Here is a 21,027-nt window from a genome sequence, read left to right as displayed (position 1 = left end):
AGGGCGGCGTACCCACGCAGAGCGTGGGAACGATCAGTGGCTAGTTGAATTCGTCGCCCACCGGATACCGGCTGTCATTCAAGCTCTCTTTGATCTTGCGCAGATGCGGCTGGAAATCCACCCCGCGACGCAAGGTCATGCCGGTCGCCAGCACATCCAGTACCGTCAGTTGGATGATCCGCGACGTCATCGGCATGTAGATGTCGGTGTCTTCCGGCAGCGGAATGTTCAGACTCACGGTGCTGGCCTTGGCCAGCGGTGAGTTTTCGGCAGTCACGCCCAGCACCGAAGCACCATTGCTGCGTGCGATACGCGCCACTTCCACCAGCTCGCGGGTACGCCCGGTGTAGGAAATGATTACGAACAGTTCGCCCGTATGGGCCACCGAAGCGATCATGCGCTGCATCAGCACGTCGGCATGCGCGGTCACCGCCAGGTTGAAGCGGAAAAACTTGTGCAGCGCGTCCATGGCCACCGGGGCCGAGGCGCCCAGGCCGAAGAAGTGGATCTGCCGCGCCTGGATCAGCAAATCCACGGCCTTGCTGATCAGGGCCGGGTCCAGGGCCTGGCAGGCGCTGTCCAGGGAGGCAATGGCGCTGCCGAAGATCTTCTGGGTATACGCCTCAGGGTTATCATCGGCCTCCACTGCGCGGCTGACATAGGCCGCGCCACTGGCCAGGCTTTGCGCCAACTGCAATTTCAGTTCAGGGTAACCGCTGACACCGAACGAACGGCAGAAACGGTTGACCGTCGGCTCACTGACCGAGGCGGCCTGGGCGAGGGCGGCGATCGAGAAGCGGGTGGCCTGCTGCGGGTTAAGCAGGATGACTTCAGCGACTTTGCGCTCGGCCTTGTTTAATTCTTCGAGGCGGTTCTGGATCTGTTCCAGAAGATTTCGCACGCGGTCCATTCAGTCTTTCCTTCGGGCGACGATGCAAATATTAAGGGCAGCAACCAATCGACGAGCGGCCCTTTGAGGTGGCCTATCCTACTGAGGGTAGCTGAACACCACCACTCGGAATGCGTATTTTGGGAAAATGTTGTGGTTATTACTACATTTTTCCTTGAGTGATGCCTTGAAAAAAGGTATTTGTAGCTTAACTTGATAAAAGAACAAACATCATGCCTTCGATAACCGTAGAACCCTGCACCTTTGCCCTGTTTGGCGCCTTGGGTGATCTGGCGCTGCGCAAGTTATTTCCTGCCCTCTATCAACTCGATGGCGCCGGGCTCTTGCACGACGACACGCGCATCCTGGCCCTGGCCCGTGAAGCCGGGTCCGAGCAACAGCACCTGGCCCACATCGGAAAAGAACTGCGCAACTACGTCGGCAAGGAAATGGACGAGACCGTGGCCCAGCGCTTCCTGGCGCGCCTGGTCTATGTGCATGTCGATTTCATGCAGGCTGACGACTACGTCGCCCTCGCTGAAAAAGTCGGAGGCGAGCAACGACTGATCGCCTACTTCGCCACACCGGCGGCGGTATATGGCGCTATCTGCGAAAACCTGGCCAAGGTCGGCCTGGCTGAAAATACCCGGGTGGTCCTGGAAAAGCCCATCGGCTCCGACCTGGAATCCTCGCGCAAGGTCAACGACGCCGTGGCGCAGTTTTTCCCGGAAAACCGCACGTATCGCATCGACCACTACCTGGGCAAGGAAACCGTCCAGAACCTGATCGCACTGCGGTTTGCCAACAGCCTGTTCGAAACCCAGTGGAACCAGAACTACATTTCCCACGTGGAAATCACCGTGGCCGAGCAGGTCGGTATCGAAGGCCGCTGGGGTTACTTCGACAAGGCCGGCCAACTGCGGGACATGATCCAGAATCACTTGCTGCAGCTGCTTTGCCTGATCGCCATGGACCCACCGGCCGACCTGTCCGCCGACAGTATTCGAGACGAGAAGGTCAAGGTGCTCAAGGCGCTGGCACCGATCAGCCCGGATGGCTTGACCACCCAAGTGGTGCGCGGCCAGTACATCGCCGGCTACAGCGCCGGCAAGCCGGTGCCGGGTTACCTGGAAGAAGAGAATTCCAACACCCAGAGCGACACCGAGACCTTCGTCGCCCTGCGGGCCGATATCCGTAACTGGCGTTGGGCCGGCGTGCCGTTCTACCTGCGTACCGGCAAGCGCATGCCGCAAAAACTGTCGCAGATCGTCATCCACTTCAAGGAGCCGTCGCACTACATCTTCGCTCCCGAGCAGCGCCTGCAGATCAGCAACAAGCTGATCATCCGCCTGCAGCCGGACGAAGGTATTTCCTTGCGTGTGATGACCAAGGAGCAGGGCCTGGACAAGGGCATGCAACTGCGCAGTGGCCCGCTGCAATTGAATTTTTCCGATACCTACCGCAGCGCACGCATTCCCGATGCCTACGAGCGGTTGTTGCTGGAAGTGATGCGCGGCAATCAGAACCTGTTTGTCCGCAAAGATGAAATCGAAGCCGCGTGGAAGTGGTGTGACCAGTTGATCGCCGGGTGGAAGAAGTCCGGTGATGCGCCCAAGCCGTATGCGGCGGGTTCCTGGGGGCCGATGAGCTCGATTGCACTGATCACGCGGGATGGGAGGTCGTGGTATGGCGATATCTGAACTGAAACTGCCTCAGGGCGTGACGGCCCATGAGTACCGCACAGCCGCCTTGCTGGCGGATGGCTTGGCCAACGACGTGGCCGAACAGCTGCGTGCGGCCATCAGTGCCCGTGGTGATGCGACCCTGGTCGTGTCCGGCGGCCGCAGCCCCGTGGCGTTCTTCCAGAGCCTGGCCAAGCAGGGCCTGGACTGGTCGAAGGTCACCGTCACCCTGGCCGATGAGCGCTGGGTGCCGGTGGAGCATGCCGACAGCAACGCCGGCCTGTTGAAGCAGCACTTGCTGCAAGGCCCGGCGGCCAAGGCCAGGTTCCTGAGCCTGTACAGCGCCGCGGCCAATCTTGAAGAGGCAGCCTTGCAGGCCGATCGCTTGCTGGGCGAGTTGCCAGCCATTGATGTGCTGGTGCTGGGCATGGGCGATGACGGCCACACCGCGTCGCTGTTTCCCAACAGCCCGAACCTGAGCGACGCCCTGCAACCCAACGGTACCCGCCGTTGCTGGCCGATGTTGGCGCCGACCGTGCCGCACCAGCGCCTGACCATGAGTCGCGCCTTGCTGTCCACGGCGAACTACACCGTACTGTCGATTGCCGGCAGTTCGAAATTGACCACCTTGAGCGCCGCGCTGGCCAGTGATGACGTTGCTGCCATGCCGATTCGCGCGTTTTTGCAACCCACTCTAGAGATTTACTGGTGCCCATGAGCCAAGGATCAGCCGCTATGAACAGCCCTCAACCGACCGTATCCATGGCGGATAAAGTTGCCCTGATCGACAGCCTCTGCGCCAAGGCGCGGATTCTGCCGGTGATCACCATCGCCCGCGAACAGGACATCCTGCCGCTGGCCGATGCCCTGGCAGCCGGTGGTTTGACCGCATTGGAAGTGACCTTGCGTTCCGAGTTCGGCCTCAAGGCCATTCAGGTCTTGCGCGAGCAACGCCCGGAACTGTGCACCGGTGCCGGCACCGTGCTCGACCGTCATATGCTCGAAGCGGCCGAGGTGGCCGGTTCGCAATTTATCGTCACCCCCGGCATTACCCGTGACCTGCTGGAAGCCTCGGTGCACAGCCCGATCCCGCTGCTGCCAGGCATCAGCAACGCCTCCGGCATCATGGAAGGCTATGGCCTGGGCTATCGCCGCTTCAAGCTGTTCCCCGCCGAAGTCAGCGGTGGCGTTGCCGCGATCAAGGCCCTCGGTGGCCCGTTCGGCGAAGTGAAATTCTGCCCGACCGGCGGTGTTGGCCCGGCCAACATCAAAAACTACATGGCGTTGAAAAACGTGATGTGCGTGGGTGGTAGCTGGATGCTGGACCCTGAGTGGGTCAAGAACGGCGACTGGGCCCGCATCCAGGAAGTTACCGCGCAAGCGCTGGCACTGCTGGATTGATCCGCTTTTACTGAATCGTTGTTGCTGTGCTTAACGGCATTTTTGCGGTGCACTTGGTCGGTGTGCCGCTTTTTTTTTGCCTGAAAAACCTGCTGCCAACCTCACATTTTTAATCTGTGCTCAGTTCGGTAATGGCGTCGACCAGGGCATCGATGTCCGCCGCCGAGGTCGCCAGGCCGGGCGTCACGCGTATGCAGGTGCCAAACGCAGCGCCGACGCGGGTCGTGGTGAACAGGCCGTAATCCTTGAGCAAGCGCTCCGCCATCACCTGCTGGTCCCGCCCTATGAACTTGAATGCCGTGATCCCGCAATACAGTCGCGGATCATCCGGCGTCAGCACTTCAATCCCCGGCAATGGCCGCACGCGGCTCACCCACAGATCCCGCAGGTAATTCACCCGCGCACCTTTGGCCGCGGCGCCACCCACGTCGCGATGTTCTTCAAGCACCAGCGGCAGCGTCATCAGTGCCGGAAAGTTCGGCGTGCTGTAGGGCGTGCGTGCGCGTACATCCGTGCTGGGGTAGTGGAATTCGCCCATGTCCGGGTCGATATCCGCCAGGCGCTCGGGAGCGATGTAGAGAAAACCCAGCGTTAGCGGTGCGCCGATCCATTTGTGCAGGTTGAAGCCGGCGAACTGGATGCCCAGCTCGGCCAGGTTGAACTCGATCTGGCCCAGGGCGTGGGCCCCGTCGAGGATCACGTCGATGCCCTGCTCGCGTGCAGCCTTGGCGATCGCCGCAACGGGCATGACCAGGCCGGTGCGGTGGGTAACGTGGGTCAGCGCCATCAGCTTTAAACGCGGGTACCGGCTGAAGGTCTCGCGATAGGTCTGTAGCAGGCTGTCGAAACTGGCCGGGTGAGTGTGGGACACCTCGATCACGTCCACGCCGCGATAACCCGCCAACCACCGCATGGCCCCCTTGACCGTGTCGTACTCCAGGTCGCTGATCAGCACCTGATCGCCCGGTTGCAGGCGATTGTAGTTGCGGATCAGCGACTGCAAGGCCTCGGTGGCGTTGCGCGTGAAGGCGATGGATTCAGGTTCGGCATCGATCAGCCCGGCCAGTTGGCGGCGTATCTCGACGTTTTCGCCTTGTTCGAACTGCTGGCGAACATGCACCGAGTTACTGCGATTGATAAAGGCGACGTGCTCCAGGTATTGCGTACGCACCGCACGGCTCATGCGCCCGAAGTAACCGTTTTCCAGATTGATCGGACCGGGTTCCAGCTCATAGCGCTGGGCGATGGTGTGCCAGTGGTGTTCGTTCTGTGCATTCCGTGGCATGGCGAGGCTCTAATGGCGAGGGGCGGGTTTACCGTGTTTCACGCGTAGCGGTTCGAGTAGGTCGGACAGACCGTTGTGGTCGATTTCCTGCATCAATGCCAGTAAGCCACCCAGCTCGCCATGGGGGAAACCTTCGCGGGCGAACCAGTTGAGGTAGGGCCCCGGCAGGTCGGCAATGATCCGTCCCTTGTATTTGCCAAAAGGCATTTCGCGGGTGATCAGCAGTTCGAGTTTTTCCGGGTTCATGAGCATCAAGCGATTGAGGGGAGAGCTTGAAAAATACAGGTATTTTGCATGAAGGCCAAATGACAGATCATGCAAATAACGTCCATACAGATGGTTCAATATTTCGTAACTAACTGAAAATTAAACAGAATTTTTTATTGAAAAACTTGGCACGGGCGCTGCAATACCTCATGCAAGCTTTAAACAAGCTTCTTTAAACCTGCCCAAGGAATTGAAAAATGACTGACATCAATAAAGAATCGATCTCCGTACTCAATGACCTGATCGAAACCAGCATCGACGGTCAAAAAGGTTTCAAGGAGTGCGCTGAAGACATCAAGCACCCAGAACTCAAGGCCCTGTTCGCCAAGCGTTCCGTCGATTGCGGTACAGCCGCTGAAGAACTGAAAACCGCCGTACGTGCGCTGGGCGGCGATCCGGAAAACTCCGGCAGCGTAGCCGGTGCACTGCACCGTGGTTGGGTCGACGTGAAGTCGATGGTGACCGGTAAAGATGAGGAAGCGGTCCTCAATGAAGCCGAGCGCGGTGAAGACCATGCCCTCAAGGCTTACCGGGAAGCGATCGAGAAGATCAACAAGCACAACCTGCTGGGTATTCGTGATCTGGTTGAGCGTCAGTACCACGGCGTACAGCGCAACCACGACCAGGTAAAAGCCCTGCGTAACCAGGCTCGCGCCCAGTCGTAAGTGCTGCTGGGGGCTTGCTCCCCCAATAAAAGAGGGTCAGTCACTTTATCGGGTGACTGACCCTTTTTTATTGGGAGCAAGCCTGTGTAAGGGCGGGCTTGTCAGCCGATGCTGATCGGCGGCAGCGCTGTCAGGGTCACGACCTGTTGCTTGCGCGGTGCAAGAATTTCCGCCTCGCCGTCCACTACCAACTCATCGTTCTGGTTGAACACGCGGGTGGCGATACGTACACGAAATTTCGGCAGTTTCTCGAGGATTTCCAGGCGCACGGTCAGGGTGTCGCCGATTTTCACCGGTTTCTGGAAGCTCATCTGCTGGCCGATATAGATGGTGCCCGGCCCAGGCAGCTCACAGGCCACCGCCGCGCTGATCAGGGCGCCGCTGAACATGCCGTGGGCAATACGCTCCTTGAACATGGTGGCCTTGGCGTACTCGGCATCCAGGTGCACCGGGTTGTGGTCGCCGGACATCGCGGCGAACAACTGGATATCCCGCTCTTCGACGGTCTTGCTGTAGCTGGCGGTCTGGCCGACTTCGAGGGCTTCGTACGGGGTGTTGGTAACCTGGGTCATCTAGGGGTGCATCCTGTGGCTAATCGGTAAATTAATTGGCTGATTTTAAACGACTTATCAAGAAGTTACTCGCAGCGGGTCGGCCGGCGTAAAGTCAGCGCCTGTTCGAGCCACGTCAGCACATCCGCAGTGACTTCATCGCGGTTGGTTTCATTGAATACTTCGTGACGCGCCTGCGGGTAGATATTCAATTGCAGGTGCTGGCAGCCGGCCTCACGCAGGGCATGGGCCAGGCTTTTGAGACGCTTGCCCTCACTCACCGGATCACATTCGCCACCTATTACCAGAATCGGCAGGCCCGGATCGATCTGGGCGAGATTGGACGCTTTGCTGATTTGCTGCAAGCCGCCCAGCAGGTCGACCCACAATTGGTTGGTGCAACGGAAACCGCACAGCGGGTCGTTGACGTACTTGTCCACTTCATCCGGATCACGGCTGAGCCAGTCAAACGCCGTACGGTTGGGCTTGAATGCCTTGTTGAATGAGCCGAACGATAAAAAGTCGATCAGTGCGCTGCGCCCGCGCAAACCCTGGCGCGCGCGCTCGATGCGTGCGATCACCCTGGCGGCACGGTACAACGCCACGGGCTGGAAATTCGACCCGCTGAGAATCGCCCCATCCAGGCTGGCGCTGTGGTGCAACAGGTAGGCCTGGGCGATATAGCTGCCCATGCTGTGGCCCAGCAGAATGATCGGCAGCCCCGGCTGTTGAAGGGCGATGTGCTGGTTGAGGCTGGCCAGATCGCCGACGACTTTGTTCCAGCCGTCATGCTCGGCGTACAACCCCAGGGTGCCTTCATCCGCCGTACGGCCATGGCCGCGCTGGTCCGGCGCATACACCCCGTAACCGGCTGCACACAGGGCCTGGGCCAGGCGTGCGTAGCGACCACTGTGCTCGGCCATGCCATGGGACAGCATGATGATGGCCCGGGCAGGGCCGTCCGGCAGCCATTGATTGACGTACAGGCGGCTGTGGTCATTCGCGGTCAGCCAGAAGGTGCAGTGGTTCATGGCGCTTCCTTTGCTCGGAGTCGATGCAATGTATAGCTCATTCGCCGAGGGCCGGACATCTGCCTACGCCTCAGAGACAAGATTCATACAATCAATGAAACGGTTTGGCGTATTTGCCTGGTTGGCCATAGCTGCTAACGTCCCCAAAGCTCCGCTTTTTATAGCAGCCTGCTTTTTCATCACTGCAGTGATCGCTACAGCGGCCGGACATACTCAGGTAAGGGGACAAGAATAATGCAACCTGATTTCTGGAATGACAAACGCGCGGCGGGCGTTCCCACTGGCATCGACCTCACCAGCTACAAGTCGGTGATCGAAGTCTTCGAGCGTTCCTGCAAGGCCTTTGCCGACCGTCCGGCGTTCAGCAACATGGGCATTACCCTGACCTACGCCGAGCTTGAGCGCCAGAGCGCGGCGTTCGCCGGTTACCTGCAGCAGCATACCGACCTCAAGCCGGGCGAGCGCATCGCGGTGCAGATGCCCAACGTGCTGCATTACCCCATCGCTGTGTTCGGTGCATTGCGCGCCGGGCTGATCGTGGTCAACACCAACCCGTTGTACACCCCACGCGAGATGCGCCACCAGTTCAAGGATGCCGGCGTGCGTGCGCTGGTCTACCTCAACCTGTTCGGCTCGCGCGTGCAGGAGGTGTGCAGCGACACCGAGATCGATTACCTGATTGAAGCCAGAATGGGCGACTTCATGCCCGCCGCCAAAGGCTGGCTGGTCAATACCGTGGTCGATAAGGTCAAGAAGATGGTCCCGGCCTACAACCTGCCTCGGGCCGTGTCCTTCAAGCGCGCTTTGCGCATGGGCGCGGGCCTGGGCGTGACGCGCCACCTGGTGGGCCTGGATGACATCGCGGTGCTGCAATACACCGGCGGTACCACCGGCCTGGCCAAGGGCGCGATGCTCACCCACGGCAACCTGGTGGCGAACATGCAACAGGTGCGGGCCTGCATGTCCCAGGTCACCGATGACGGGCAGCCGCTGGTGAAGGAAGGGCAGGAAGTGATGATCGCGCCGCTGCCGCTCTACCATATCTATGCCTTCACGGCGAACTGCATGTGCATGATGGTGACCGGCAACCACAACGTGTTGATCACCAACCCGCGGGATATCGACGGCTTCATCAAGGAACTGAAGAAGTGGCGATTCTCCTGCCTGCTGGGGCTCAACACGCTGTTTGTCGCGTTGATGGACCACCCGGATTTCAAGACTCTGGACTTCTCCCACCTGAAGATCACCAACTCCGGCGGCACCGCCCTGGTCAAGGCCACGGCCGAGCGTTGGAAGGCGCTCACCGGGTGCTCCATCGGCGAAGGTTACGGCCTGACCGAAACCTCACCCGTGGCGAGCACCAACCCTTACGGCAGCCTTTCGCGGCTGGGCACCGTGGGGATCCCGGTGCCGGGCACCGCCATGAAGGTCATAGACGATGACGGCCATGAGTTGCCATTGGGCGAGCGGGGCGAGTTGTGCATCAAGGGCCCGCAGGTCATGAAAGGTTACTGGCAACAGCCGGTGGCCACCGCCGAGACCCTGGACGCCGAGGGCTGGCTCAAGACCGGCGACATTGCGGTGATCGACACCGATGGTTTCGTCAGCATTGTCGACCGCAAGAAAGACCTGATTATCGTCTCGGGTTTCAACGTCTACCCCAACGAGATCGAAGACGTGGTGATGGCGCACCCTGCGGTGGCCAACTGTGCGGTGATCGGCGTGCCGGATGAGCGTACCGGGGAGGCCGTGAAACTGTTCGTGGTGGCACGTGCCCAGGGGGTTAGCCTTGAAGAGCTGAAGGCGTACTGCAAGGACAACTTCACGGGGTACAAGGTGCCCAAGCACATCGTGCTGCGCGACTCGTTGCCGATGACGCCGGTGGGCAAGATCTTGCGGCGCGAGCTTCGCGATATCGCCTGATTTGACATGAGCTCTATGTGGGAGGGGGCTTGCTCCCGATAGCGGTGTATCAGTCACCCGATGTATCGACTGGGACACCGCTATCGGGAGCAAGCCCCCTCCCACATTGTTTTTTTGCCCTGAAAAGCCTATTCCAGAGCCTTTCTCTGGTATGTGCGGTCAATGTTTTAAGTGTGACCAAATATTGTAGGACAGTCGTGTTTATGACTGTAGGGCTCTCTTTTGGCTCTAGGCGGCCCTTGGCAAAGCTGCTACTCTCGGCGCGCTTTGTGACTTCTCGGCCTGCTTGAAAGCGCCAGACTCACCTAAAAAAACATACACCAATAATAATCGCATCAAATGCGATGATGAATTCGCGTCGCTGAGGAGTGGGCTTCCATGAACGAAGACTTTTGGAAGGATAAGTACCCCGCCGGGATTGCTGCACAAATCAATCCAGACGAGTATCAGAATATTCAGGCGGTACTGAAACAGTCCTGCCAGCGCTTCGCCAACAAACCGGCTTTCAGCAACCTGGGCAAGACGATCACCTACGGTGAACTGTACGAATTGTCCGGCGCCTTTGCCGCCTACCTGCAACAGCACACCGACTTGAAGCCTGGCGACCGAATCGCCGTGCAACTGCCCAACGTCCTGCAATACCCGGTCGCGGTATTCGGCGCCATCCGCGCCGGCCTGATCGTGGTCAACACCAACCCGCTGTACACCGCGCGGGAAATGGAACACCAATTCAATGATTCCGGGGCCAAGGCCCTGGTCTGCCTGGCCAACATGGCGCACCTGGCGGAAAAGGTCGTACCCAAGACCTCCGTCAAGCACGTGATCGTCACTGAAGTCGCTGACCTGTTGTCGCCGTTCAAGCGCCTGCTGATCAACAGCGTCATCAAGTACGTGAAGAAAATGGTCCCGGCCTATCACTTGCCCAAGGCGATCAAGTTCAACGATGTGCTGGCCAAGGGGCAGGGGCAACCGGTCAACGACGTCAGCCCGGCCAGTGGCGATGTGGCCGTTCTGCAGTACACCGGCGGCACCACCGGCGTGGCCAAGGGCGCGATGCTGACCCATCGTAACCTGGTCGCCAACATGCTGCAGTGCAAGGCGCTGATGGGCTCCAACCTCAACGAGGGTTGCGAGATCCTGATCACGCCGCTGCCGCTGTACCACATCTACGCGTTCACCTTTCATTGCATGGCGATGATGTTGATCGGCAACCACAACATCCTGATCAGCAACCCACGCGACCTGCCGGCGATGGTCAAGGAACTGTCGAAGTGGAAGTTCAGCGGTTTTGTCGGGCTGAATACCTTGTTCGTGGCGCTGTGCAATAACGAAGGCTTCCGCAAGCTGGACTTCTCTGCACTCAAAGTCACCCTGTCGGGCGGCATGGCCTTGCAGCTCGCCGCCGCCGAACGTTGGAAGGCCGTCACCGGCTGCAACATCTGCGAAGGCTATGGCATGACCGAAACCAGCCCGGTGGCCACGGTCAACCCGAGCCAGAGCATTCAGATCGGGACCATCGGTATTCCGGTACCGTCGACGGTATGCAAAGTCATCGCCGACGACGGCGCCGAGTTGCCGCTGGGCGAAACCGGCGAGCTGTGCATCAAAGGCCCGCAGGTGATGAAGGGATACTGGCAGCGCGAAGATGCCACCGCCGAGATCCTCGACAGCGAAGGCTGGCTGAAGACCGGTGATATCGCGATCATCCAGCCGGACGGCTACATGCGCATTGTGGACCGCAAGAAGGACATGATTCTGGTCTCCGGTTTCAACGTCTACCCCAATGAACTGGAAGACGTGCTGGCAGCCTTGCCGGGCGTGCTGCAATGCGCGGCCATCGGCGTGCCGGACGAGAAGTCCGGGGAACACATCAAGATCTTCATCGTGGTCAAGCCAGGGGCCACCCTGACCAAGGACCAGGTGATGGAGCATATGCGCGCCAACGTCACCGGCTACAAGGTGCCCAAGGCCGTCGAGTTCCGCGATGCGTTGCCGACCACCAACGTGGGCAAGATCCTGCGCCGTGAATTGCGCGATGAAGAGCTGAAGAAGCTCGGCTTGAAGAAGTAAGGTGGAAGGGGGCTTGCTCCCGATAGCGGTGGCTCAGTACCTGATGTGCTGACTTACACACTGCTATCGGGAGCAAGCCCCACGCATTTTAATCCGGTGTCTACAGGGCGAACTGCGCGAAACTCAACCCCGCACCCGCCGGGCGTACGTCCTTGAGGAACGAATCCTTGTCGGCGCTCAGCTCAAGGGTGATCTCCGGCTTGCGCTTGCCGGCGTTGCGCACCACCAGCCCTTCGAGATTTTCGCGCAGGAACACCGTTGGCACCTTCAAGTGCAGCAACTGATCGGTCTCGGCGTTGTGCATCAGCAGGTGTATCCACTCGTACTGGCCCACGGCAATGCGGCCTACCGGCAGGTCGAACCACCAGATATTGCGCTTGCGGTCCAGGTCGGTGAAGTGGCAGTTGTTGACGCCGAGTACGGCACCGCCCAGTTCGGTGTTTCGGCGGGCGATGGCCTGTGCTTTATTGAGTTTCATAACCTTCCTACGGGATCTGTTATTCAGCGTTATAGCCTGAATGTGCCGGGCATTCTCAGGGGTTGGCCGCAAAACATAAAGCCAAACCTGCCGCTTTCGATGAAATGCGCACCGAAAAAATAATTGAAACTCTGCCGTACCGCTTCGGGTCCATCTTCTTGCAATGCCCAAAACACCTGATTGTTCTTCGGAGAGATACCATGAGCAGTACATCGGACAAGGCAAAAGGTTTGAAAGACGAGCTGGTCGGCAACATCAAGCAAGGCGTCGGCAAGGTCACTGGCAACGACAAACTGCGCGCCGAAGGCGTCGTGCAGGAAAAGAAAGGCCAGGTCGAAAAGGCAATCGGTGATACCAAGGATGCGGTGAAAAAAGCGACCAAGTAGTGCGCAATCGCTGGCTGGATTTACGCAGCCCGACGGCCATCCACGGATGGCCGTTTTTGTGTCATGTGCTGCGGTTAAAGTTTCGAAATTGTTTCAAGGTCGCCAAATGGGCTACCTTGATGTAGAAAACGGCCCCTGAGTCGCCCACGAACTCAACCTTTTGCGGCGAAAGGAGACGCTATGATTTTTCCGGTACTGAACGGTCTCAAGCTCCATAAAGTGCTGGTGCGCACCGTCACGGAATTCGTCGATGACGAAATGCCCACCTACGCCTCGGCACTGGCCTACCAGATGCTGTTTTCGTTGTTCCCCTTCCTGCTGTTCCTGATCGCCCTGATCGGTTTCCTGCACCTGCCGGACTTTTTCAGTTGGCTGCGTCTGCAGTCGGAACTGGTGTTGCCGCCGCAGGCGCTGGAGCAGGTCAACCCGGTGATCGACCAGTTGCAGCAATCCAAGGGTGGCTTGCTCTCGGTGGGTATCGTGATCGCCTTGTGGACCGCCTCCGCCGGTGTGCGCCTGATGATGAGCGCGATGAACGCCGCCTACGATGTCGTTGAAGGCCGGCCGATCTGGAAGCGTTTTCCGCTCTCGGTTTTCTACACCATCGGTATCGCCGGCATGCTTCTCGCCGCTGCCGCGTTGATGGTACTGGGCCCGCAAGTGATGGAATGGCTTGCCGGGCAGATCGGCATGGAAGAGTTCGTGGTCACCCTGTGGACCATCCTGCGTTGGCCGGTGATCGTGATCCTGCTGATGTTCGCCGTGGCCCTCATGTACTACGTGATGCCCGATGTGCAGCAGAAATTCCGCTTCATCACACCAGGCTCGGTACTGGCCGTGGTGGTCTGGATCGTCGCTTCCCTGGGCTTCGGCTATTACGTGAAAACCTTCGCCGACTACAACGCCATGTACGGCAGTATCGGTGCGATTATCGTGCTGCTCCTGTACTTCTACATTTCTGCCGCCGTGCTGTTGCTGGGGGCGGAGATGAATGCGGTGATCGAGCACATGTCGGCCGAAGGCAAGGACCCCGGCGAAAAGCAGTTCGACGAACCCGCCGGCACGGATGAAAAACGCCACGTCTCAGGCCTGGGCCGGGACCATTCCAAACCCACTACCGACGAAGTCTGATCGATGATCCGTGAAATCCTGAAAATGGGCGACGAGCGCCTGCTGCGTATCGCGCCACCGGTGCCACCGGAAATGTTCGACAGCCCCGAGCTGTGGCAACTGATCGACGACATGTTCCAGACCATGGAACACGTCGGCGGTGTCGGCCTGGCCGCGCCGCAGATTGGCGTCGACCTGCAACTGGTGATCTTTGGTTTCGAGGCCAGTGAACGCTACCCGGACGCGCCGCCGGTACCGCAGACCATCCTGATCAACCCGTTGATCACGCCGCTCAGCCCGGTGCTGGAAGAGGGTTACGAGGGCTGCCTGTCGGTGCCAGGCTTGCGGGGCGCGGTGAACCGTTACCAACAGATTCGCTACGAGGGTTTCGACCCCAAGGGCGAGCCGATTGTGCGGTTTGCCGATGGGTTCCACGCGCGGGTGGTGCAGCACGAATGCGACCACCTGATCGGCCGGTTGTACCCGTCGCGGATTACCGACTTCAGCAAATTCGGCTTTATCGAGGTGATGTTTCCCGATATGGACCCAGCCGCCGACGACTGACGGCCTGATACAAGACCGGGGACGCACGGATCACGCATCACCCACGATCCAAGCCCATCGCGATCATCGGCTTGTTGCGCTTGTAGCGCACCAGCCGTTCGCTGAGGGACTGCGGCAGCAGTGTGTCCTGGGTGAAACCCATGCGTTGGTACAGGCCTTCCAGGTCCGGATGACACAGCAACCACACGGTGCCTTCGCACGCTGCCACCGCTTCGAGAATCAGTTTCGCGGCCAACCCCTGGCCACGATACGCCGGGTCTACGAACACGCCGGTCAGCCACTGCCCGCCGACCACCGGCGTCAGGCATAGACCGGCAACGATTTCGCTGTCCCGCGCCACCCATAGACGCCCGCCCTTGAGCGCCTTCATCGACGAATTGTGGCTGCGATAAAACTTGTTCAGCAGCGGCCACAGGGGTTCTGCGAGCAATTGGATAAGCATGTTCAAACCAGTGAGAGGGCGAGGGCGGCGATTGTAGCGCTTGATGCGTTTGCTTCTAAGCTCAGCACCCAATGATCTGCAAGATTTTTGCGGCTTATTGCACAGAGCAGGAAACACCTGCTCCGAGCTGCCTATGGCCCATTACCTTGATCCGACCCAACGCCGGGAAATCGAAGCCCTGGCCAACACCTTCACCGTCAGAACCGAATGGCCGACCTGGCTGTTGTTGATCGGCGTGTACGCTGGATGGTTCGCTGTGATGTTCGGCAGCCACTGGCTGGGCCGGTGGTTGAGTACGCTGCTGCTGATTCCGCTCGTGACGCTGTGGCTATCGGTGCAACATGAACTGCTTCATGGCCACCCCACCCGATCGCCGCTGTTCAATAAGATTCTCGGCTACGCGCCGTTTGCCGTGTGGTATCCCTATACGCTGTATCGCGACAGCCATCTGCTGCACCACAACGATGAAGACCTGACCTTGCCCGGCATCGACCCGGAAAGCCGCTACCTCACCCAGCGGCAATGGGACAACAGTGTGCTATTGGAACGTGGCGTGCATTGGCTGACCAAGACCGTGCTCGGCCGCTTTCTGCTGGCGGCGCCCTTGACGATTGGCCGGCTGGCCCGTCACGAGTTCCAACGCCTGCCCCAGGTCTGGCCCATGTGGCTGGCCCACGGCGGCGTTACCGTGCTGATGCTGAGTTTTATCGCCCACTACAGCGCGCTGTCGGTGTGGCACTACCTGCTGCTGGTCAGTGTGCCAGCCTTGTCCCTGGCCTCGATCCGTTCCTACTATGAACACCGCCCGCATCCGCAACCGGAGCAGCGCACCGTCCTCAACGAAGCGTCCTGGCCGTGGACCTGGCTGTTCCTCAACAACAACCTGCACCTGGTGCATCACGACTTGCCGAAACTGCCCTGGTACTTGCTGCCCACGGTCTACCGTGCGCGGCGTGATCAATGGGTGGCCCGCAGCGGTGGTTTCCTGGTGCAAGGCTACGGTGAGTTGATCAGCCGCCATGGCCTCAAGGCCATCGATAGCCCCCGGCACCCTTTTGCGTGAGAGATGACGATGAGTGAGCACTATGCCGAACTGCGGATGTATGTCGCGCCCGAGGCGATCCGGCAGGCCAATGACCAGTGGCTGACGCGCATCTTCGAGCACCTGGCGCTGCGTCGTCTCAACGCCGACCACCTTGACTTGCCTGGCGTATGGCTCGCGCCCCAGTTGCTGATGGCGCAAACCTGCGGCTATCCGTTGATGACCCAACTGCGTGGCCAGGTCCGAGTGATCGGCCGCCCCCGCTATGAGCTGCCCCACAGCAGTGGCGGCGCACATTGCAGCCTGCTGCTGACCCGCGATGATAACCCTCGCCACACCCTGGCGGATTTCTACAACAGCCGCGGTGTGATCAACGGCCACGACTCCAACAGCGGCATGAACCTGCTGCGTGAGCGCCTGGCACCGTTGCAACGCGATGGGCGTTTCTTCGCCGTTGTCGACATCAGTGGTGCCCACCGCGAGAGCCTGTGCCGGCTGCGGGAAGACCGCGCCGACCTTGCCGCCATCGACAGTGTCACCTACGACTACCTGGCTCGATTCTCACCGCAGGAAGTGGCAGGGCTACGTATCGTCGCGCACAGCGCCCCGAGCCCGACCCTGCCCTATATCGGCGCGTGGGGCTTGCAGGATGCGCAGGTCACGGCAATACGCCTGGCGATGAATCAGGCGCTGGAAGATTTGCCGCAGGTCGCTGAAACCTTGGGCGTGCAGGAAGTGCTTGCGGCCAGCGAGGACGACTACAGGGTGCTGCTGGACTACCAGCGACAGGCCATTGCCAGTGGCTATGCGGATCTAAGATAAAGTTATATAAAAATACTTTTTAAGTATTATTAAAGAATAAGCAGCCTTGCTAGGATCGTTTTACCGGAACACCGGACATAACGTGCAACCTACTCAGATGGAGCCACTATGTCCGGCGCCGACACTTCTCACAGCGATTACGTGGGCGGGTTATTCCGCAGTCATTACGCCTGGCTGTGCGGCCGCTTGCACCGTCACCTCGATTCCCGCGCACATGCCGAAGACATCGCCGCCGATACTTTTGTCCAGCTCCTGAGTGCGCCGGGTGTGGTACCCATCCGCCAGCCTCGCGCCTTGCTCACCACCATTGCCCAGCGCCTGGTGTATCAGTTGTGGCGCCGCCGTGATCTGGAGCGTGCCTACCTCAGTGCACTCGATAACGACGAAGCTTCAACTGCACCGTCTGCACAAGAGCTGGCGCAAATGCTTGAGGCGCTGCAAGCCATTGACCAGTTGCTCGACGGCTTGCCGGCCAAGGTCAAGGCGACCTTCCTGCTGTCCCAGCTCAATGGCCTGACTTACCCGGAAATCGCCGCCGAGCTGGGGATTTCCCAGCGCTCGGTCAGCGACTACATGAACCGTGCCTTCAATCGTTGCCTGCGGCTGTGCCTGGAATGAACGACGAATTGATCGACAGCGCCGCAAGCTGGCACGTGCTGCTGCGTTCCGGCCAGGCTACGGCGGGCGACTGGCAGCGCTACGCACAATGGCGTGCCGCCGACCCGCGCCACGACGCGCTGTGCCGACAGTTGGAAGCACGCCTTGGCGTATTCCAGGTGCCCCTGGCGCAGGGGGTGAGTGGCCAGGTGTTGCAGCAGGCGTTGGAGGCACCGTCCAGCCGTCGCCAGGTGTTGCAGGTTGCGCTGGCAGGCGCCGGTGTCGCGCTCGGCGTTGCGTTGTTGGCCAAGCCGCTGGGCTTGCCGTTGATGGAACTCACGGCGGATATCCGCACCGGCACCGGCGAGCGCCGCACGGTGACGCTGGAGGATGGCAGCGAGTTATTGCTCAACGCGCAAAGTACGGCGGATATCCAGTTCGACCCGCAACGGCGGCTTGTGCGCCTGCGCGAAGGCGAGTTACTGGCCAAGGTCGCCAGCGACCGCATTCGGCCCTTTCTGATCTACACCGACCAGGCGCGTCTGCGCGCCCACGGCAACCGCTTTGTGCTGCGCGAGCGCGAAGGGCAGGGCCAAGTCGTCGCCCTGAACGGTGCGGTGCAAATCGACGGCCAGAACGGTGAGCGCCTGCAACTCGCTGCCGGCCATGAGGTGCGCTACGACCGCGCAGGCTTCGGACCGGTGCAGGCCAGTTCCACCGGAGCCACCGCCTGGGTCGATGGCTTCCTGCAAGTGCGTGACCGCCCGCTGGCCGACGTCATCGACGCACTGCGCCCCTATCACAACGGCGTGCTGCGCCTGGATCCCGCCGTGGCGGGTCTACGTGTCAGTGGCCTATACCGTCTGGACAACCCCCAGCAAATACTCGACACCCTGGCGCAGACCTTGCCGATCCATATCACCCGCCGCACCGGTTTGTGGGTGACCGTCAGTGCTGCGTGATGGCGCCTATGTGGGAGGGGGCTTGCTCCCGATTGCGGAGTGTCAGCCAATGCACTTGGCACTGATACACCGTTATCGGGAGCAAGCCCCCTCCCACAGGGGGTGCAGTGTGGGTTCTAAAGACATAACCAAACGATCTGCAAGGTTTCCCCACGCCGTTGCACATCACTGGCGTAAGCGCTGCGGGGAGCAGCGTTCTCGCGTTTCCTTGGGGGGAGCCAAAGTGAGTCAGTTCAACCGTGTGCCGCTTAGAACCTTTGCCCTGGTGCCATTGGCCAGTCTGTTTTTCTCGTTTACCGCCAGTGCCGAAGAGGCGCGTCGGGTCTACCACATCGCACCTGGCCCGCTGGATGAAGTGCTGCTCAACATCAGCCGCCAAAGCGGCCAGGTGATCTCGTTTACGCCGCAATTGGGCAACTATTCTTCGGCCCGCGTGGACGGTTCGCTGTCGGCGCAACAGGCGGTGGACGCCGCGCTCAAGGGCACCGGCCTGCAAGTCCAGGTCAGCCCGGACGGTGCGTTCATCATCAAGGAAGGCGCGAGCAAAAACGCCACCAGCAATGCCAAGGCGCAAACCACCGCAGCGCAAGCGCCGACCCTGGACCGCGTGGTCGCCATCGGCACCCGCCGCAGTGACGCCACCGCACTCACCAGCGCGGCCCCGGTGGACGTGATCAACGCCGAAGAACTCAAGCAGACCGGCGCCATCAGCCTCAACCAGGCACTCTTTCAACTGCTGCCGTCGTTCAACTTCCCGCAGAACCAGAGCGCCACCCGTGGGCAGAACCCCAAGGGTGCGTCCTTGCGTGGCCTGGCGCCGGACCAGACGTTGGTGCTGATCAACGGCAAGCGCCGACATGCCTCGGCGGTGGTGAACATCTCCGGTGGCGTGCCGTTCATTGGCGCGCAGCCGGTGGACTTGGACATGATCCCTATCAGCAGCATCGACCATGTCGAAGTGCTGCGTGATGGCGCCTCGGCTCAATATGGTTCGGATGCGGTGGCCGGCGTGATCAACATTGTGCTCAAGGAACGTGACAGCGGCGGCCAGGTGAACACCCAGCTGGGCAAATATGCGCAGGGCGACGGTTTCAGCAAAAGCACGGACGGCTGGTACGGCCTGGGCTTGCCGGGGGACGGTTTCCTGACCTTGAGTTTCAACACCCTCAACAACAAACCCACCGACATTGGCGATCAGTATGTCGCCAACGGCCAGGTGCAAGACCCCCGCTGGGGCGGCGCCGGGCGCGATAAATTCAACCTGGCGGCCAACGCCGAGATTGGCCTGAACGACCAGTGGCGCCTCTACAGTTTCGCCACTTTCGGCCAGGACAAGTCGGTAAACAACACGCCGCCATTGCTGGCCAATAACCCGAACAACGTGCCGGGCATCTACCCCAACGGCACCATTCCCAAGTACCGCTATCGCTACGAAGACGGCGCAATCACCGTCGGTACCCGCTTTGAGGACGAGACCCTGGGTCGCTTCGATCTCAGTGCCACCTACGGTCGCGACAAACACGATGAATTGGCCTTCAACACCGTCAACCCCAGCTATGGCCTGAACAGCCCGACCAAATTCGACGTGGCCACGCTGGTCAATGACCAGACCAATATCGGCCTGGATTACGCCAAGGATCTGGACGTCAACTGGTCGAGCCATCCTTTGACCGTCTCGGCGGGTATTGCCTACCGTCATGAGCAATATCGTCTGGAGGAGGGCGACTATGAGTCCTACTCGTTTGGCGGCATCAACGGCGTGCAGGTGGGGGCGGTACAAGCCTCTGGCCTGACACCGGACGACGCCGGCACCTACAAGCGTGATGTGGGCGGCGTGTATTTCGGCCTTGAGCATCAGCTCACCGACAAATTCCAGGTAGGCATCGCCGGGCGTACCGAGCACTACTCGGACTTCGGCTCGGCCACCACCGGCAAGCTTTCGGCGCGTTATGACTTCACCCCGCAAGTGGGCCTGCGCGCCACGGTGAACAACTCGTTCCGCGCACCGACCCTGGGCCAGATCGGCACCTCGTGGACCACCACCACCAACGTCGACATCAACGGCAACCCGGTCCTCACGCGCATGCTGCCCGCCGACAACCTGGCCGCCCGTGCCCTGGGCGCCGAGCCGCTCAAGCCCGAAAAGTCCACCAACTACTCCTTGGGCCTGGTGCTGCGTCCGATCGAACAAGCCTCGCTAACCATCGACGCCTATCAGATCTCGATTCGTGACCGCCTGCTCTACAGCGGGGGGATTTCCGGCCCACGGGCCGAGCAGATTCTGCAACAGGCCGGCTTTGGCCAATACACCTGGGCGCAGTTCATGACCAACGCGGCCAACACGCGCACGCGCGGTGTGGACATCGTCGGCAAGTACAACCTGGACCTGGCGCAGTACGGCGCGCTGAGCCTGTCGGCCGGTTACACCCAGTCACGCACCACGATCGAGAAGGTCCACGAGAACCCCAACGGTTTCGACGTTCTCACCCGTGAAGCCCGTGGTTTCCTGGAGCACGGCTACCCGCAAGACAAGTGGGTGCTGGGCGCGACTCACCGCATCGGCGCGTGGACCATCGCCCTCAGCGAAACCCGCTACGGCGAGTACCGCAAATACGCCGCCAGCGAAGCCAACGCTCAATACGACCAGACCTTCGCTGCGCAATGGAACACCGACCTGGACGTGAACTACGCCTTCACCAAGCAACTGCGTGTGTCTGTCGGCGCCAACAACCTGTTCGACAGCAAACCCGATGACTTCAACACCCGCCTGCGCCAGACCCCTGGCCAGCAATACAGCTACCTGTCGCCGTCGGCGCCGGAAGGGGCGTTCTACTACACGCGGCTCAGTTATGACTTTTAA

General features: G+C 60.3%; 21 protein-coding genes. 14 read left to right on the top strand and 7 right to left on the bottom strand.

Annotated features, from left to right (window positions below; all coding sequences use genetic code 11):
• Positions 1 to 40 precede the first annotated feature (40 nt).
• Positions 41 to 901 carry a MurR/RpiR family transcriptional regulator gene (locus C9383_RS20315; protein WP_174554056.1) on the bottom strand — a complete coding sequence of 287 codons (861 nt, stop codon included), beginning with the start codon at positions 899 to 901 and terminating at the stop codon, positions 41 to 43.
• A gap of 221 nt (positions 902 to 1,122) precedes the next feature.
• On the opposite strand from C9383_RS20315, the gene zwf reads away from it, so the two are divergent.
• From zwf to C9383_RS20300, 3 genes are read left to right on the top strand one after another with little or no spacing between them, the layout of a single operon-like run.
• The gene (gene zwf, locus C9383_RS20310) at positions 1,123 to 2,589 is read left to right on the top strand and encodes a glucose-6-phosphate dehydrogenase (RefSeq protein ID WP_090368945.1); all 1,467 of its coding nucleotides are present in this window, start codon (positions 1,123 to 1,125) and stop codon (positions 2,587 to 2,589) included.
• Positions 2,576 to 3,289, top strand: coding sequence for a 6-phosphogluconolactonase (pgl, locus tag C9383_RS20305; RefSeq protein WP_090368947.1), 714 nt, complete (start codon positions 2,576 to 2,578; stop codon positions 3,287 to 3,289). The genes zwf and pgl overlap by 14 nt, the downstream gene beginning before the upstream one ends.
• Positions 3,290 to 3,306: 17 nt before the next feature.
• A complete protein-coding gene (locus tag C9383_RS20300) occupies positions 3,307 to 3,972 on the top strand; it encodes a bifunctional 4-hydroxy-2-oxoglutarate aldolase/2-dehydro-3-deoxy-phosphogluconate aldolase (protein ID WP_060754123.1) in 666 nt (221 codons plus the stop codon).
• A gap of 109 nt (positions 3,973 to 4,081) precedes the next feature.
• Here C9383_RS20300 and C9383_RS20295 read toward each other — a convergent pair whose 3' ends face one another.
• Both C9383_RS20295 and C9383_RS20290 read right to left on the bottom strand, forming a co-directional pair.
• Positions 4,082 to 5,257, bottom strand: a complete 1,176-nt coding sequence (locus C9383_RS20295; protein ID WP_090368949.1) for an aminotransferase class V-fold PLP-dependent enzyme — start codon at positions 5,255 to 5,257, stop codon at positions 4,082 to 4,084.
• A gap of 9 nt (positions 5,258 to 5,266) precedes the next feature.
• Positions 5,267 to 5,503 (bottom strand): DUF3820 family protein, encoded by a 237-nt coding sequence (locus C9383_RS20290; protein WP_060754121.1) that lies wholly within the window; start codon positions 5,501 to 5,503, stop codon positions 5,267 to 5,269.
• 218 nt (positions 5,504 to 5,721) lie between these two features.
• Here C9383_RS20290 and C9383_RS20285 point away from each other — a divergent pair, with 218 nt between their 5' ends.
• On the top strand, positions 5,722 to 6,189 hold the full coding sequence (locus tag C9383_RS20285; protein WP_060754120.1) for a ferritin-like domain-containing protein: 468 nt from the start codon (positions 5,722 to 5,724) through the stop codon (positions 6,187 to 6,189).
• A gap of 101 nt (positions 6,190 to 6,290) precedes the next feature.
• Here C9383_RS20285 and C9383_RS20280 read toward each other — a convergent pair whose 3' ends face one another.
• Positions 6,291 to 6,761 (bottom strand): MaoC family dehydratase, encoded by a 471-nt coding sequence (locus tag C9383_RS20280; protein WP_060754119.1) that lies wholly within the window; start codon positions 6,759 to 6,761, stop codon positions 6,291 to 6,293.
• Positions 6,762 to 6,826: 65 nt separating this feature from the next.
• The gene (locus C9383_RS20275; protein ID WP_060754118.1) at positions 6,827 to 7,771 is read right to left on the bottom strand and encodes an alpha/beta hydrolase; all 945 of its coding nucleotides are present in this window, start codon (positions 7,769 to 7,771) and stop codon (positions 6,827 to 6,829) included.
• A gap of 234 nt (positions 7,772 to 8,005) precedes the next feature.
• Between C9383_RS20275 and fadD2 the strand changes: the two genes are divergently transcribed.
• Positions 8,006 to 9,694: a long-chain-fatty-acid--CoA ligase FadD2 gene (gene fadD2 / locus C9383_RS20265; RefSeq protein WP_090368951.1), complete on the top strand. Its 1,689-nt coding sequence runs from the start codon at positions 8,006 to 8,008 to the stop codon at positions 9,692 to 9,694.
• 378 nt (positions 9,695 to 10,072) lie between these two features.
• Positions 10,073 to 11,764, top strand: a complete 1,692-nt coding sequence (fadD1, locus tag C9383_RS20260; RefSeq protein ID WP_090368953.1) for a long-chain-fatty-acid--CoA ligase FadD1 — start codon at positions 10,073 to 10,075, stop codon at positions 11,762 to 11,764.
• Between the two features lie 100 nt (positions 11,765 to 11,864).
• On the opposite strand, the gene C9383_RS20255 is transcribed toward fadD1, so the two are convergent.
• A complete protein-coding gene (locus C9383_RS20255) occupies positions 11,865 to 12,242 on the bottom strand; it encodes a hypothetical protein (protein WP_090368956.1) in 378 nt (125 codons plus the stop codon).
• Between the two features lie 200 nt (positions 12,243 to 12,442).
• Between C9383_RS20255 and C9383_RS20250 the strand changes: the two genes are divergently transcribed.
• The 3 genes from C9383_RS20250 to def all read left to right on the top strand — a co-directional run bounded on the left by C9383_RS20250 (position 12,443) and on the right by def (position 14,302).
• Positions 12,443 to 12,628, top strand: a complete 186-nt coding sequence (locus tag C9383_RS20250) for a CsbD family protein (protein ID WP_090368958.1) — start codon at positions 12,443 to 12,445, stop codon at positions 12,626 to 12,628.
• A gap of 180 nt (positions 12,629 to 12,808) precedes the next feature.
• Complete coding sequence (locus C9383_RS20245; RefSeq protein WP_060754106.1) at positions 12,809 to 13,759, top strand: YihY/virulence factor BrkB family protein; 951 nt, start codon at positions 12,809 to 12,811, stop codon at positions 13,757 to 13,759.
• A gap of 3 nt (positions 13,760 to 13,762) precedes the next feature.
• On the top strand, positions 13,763 to 14,302 hold the full coding sequence (gene def, locus C9383_RS20240) for a peptide deformylase (RefSeq protein ID WP_060754105.1): 540 nt from the start codon (positions 13,763 to 13,765) through the stop codon (positions 14,300 to 14,302).
• Positions 14,303 to 14,339: 37 nt separating this feature from the next.
• On the opposite strand, the gene C9383_RS20235 is transcribed toward def, so the two are convergent.
• On the bottom strand, positions 14,340 to 14,744 hold the full coding sequence (locus tag C9383_RS20235) for a GNAT family N-acetyltransferase (RefSeq protein WP_090368960.1): 405 nt from the start codon (positions 14,742 to 14,744) through the stop codon (positions 14,340 to 14,342).
• Positions 14,745 to 14,877: 133 nt separating this feature from the next.
• Here C9383_RS20235 and C9383_RS20230 point away from each other — a divergent pair, with 133 nt between their 5' ends.
• From C9383_RS20230 to C9383_RS20210, 5 genes are all read left to right on the top strand, one after another.
• Positions 14,878 to 15,807 (top strand): fatty acid desaturase, encoded by a 930-nt coding sequence (locus tag C9383_RS20230; protein WP_090368963.1) that lies wholly within the window; start codon positions 14,878 to 14,880, stop codon positions 15,805 to 15,807.
• A 9-nt stretch (positions 15,808 to 15,816) separates the two neighbouring features.
• Positions 15,817 to 16,608: a phosphate/phosphite/phosphonate ABC transporter substrate-binding protein gene (locus C9383_RS20225; protein WP_090368965.1), complete on the top strand. Its 792-nt coding sequence runs from the start codon at positions 15,817 to 15,819 to the stop codon at positions 16,606 to 16,608.
• A gap of 108 nt (positions 16,609 to 16,716) precedes the next feature.
• Positions 16,717 to 17,226 carry a sigma-70 family RNA polymerase sigma factor gene (locus C9383_RS20220; RefSeq protein ID WP_090368967.1) on the top strand — a complete coding sequence of 170 codons (510 nt, stop codon included), beginning with the start codon at positions 16,717 to 16,719 and terminating at the stop codon, positions 17,224 to 17,226.
• Positions 17,223 to 18,167: a FecR domain-containing protein gene (locus C9383_RS20215; protein ID WP_090368969.1), complete on the top strand. Its 945-nt coding sequence runs from the start codon at positions 17,223 to 17,225 to the stop codon at positions 18,165 to 18,167. The genes C9383_RS20220 and C9383_RS20215 overlap by 4 nt, the downstream gene beginning before the upstream one ends.
• 223 nt (positions 18,168 to 18,390) lie before the next feature.
• Entirely contained in the window at positions 18,391 to 21,027 is a 2,637-nt protein-coding gene (locus C9383_RS20210; RefSeq protein ID WP_090368971.1) for a TonB-dependent receptor, read from the top strand.

It is taken from the genome of Pseudomonas palleroniana (assembly GCF_003031675.1).
Classification (GTDB): domain Bacteria; phylum Pseudomonadota; class Gammaproteobacteria; order Pseudomonadales; family Pseudomonadaceae; genus Aquipseudomonas; species Aquipseudomonas palleroniana.
The sequence above is the reverse complement of the archived record's forward strand: the minus strand, read 5'-3'. Positions and strand labels throughout refer to the sequence as shown.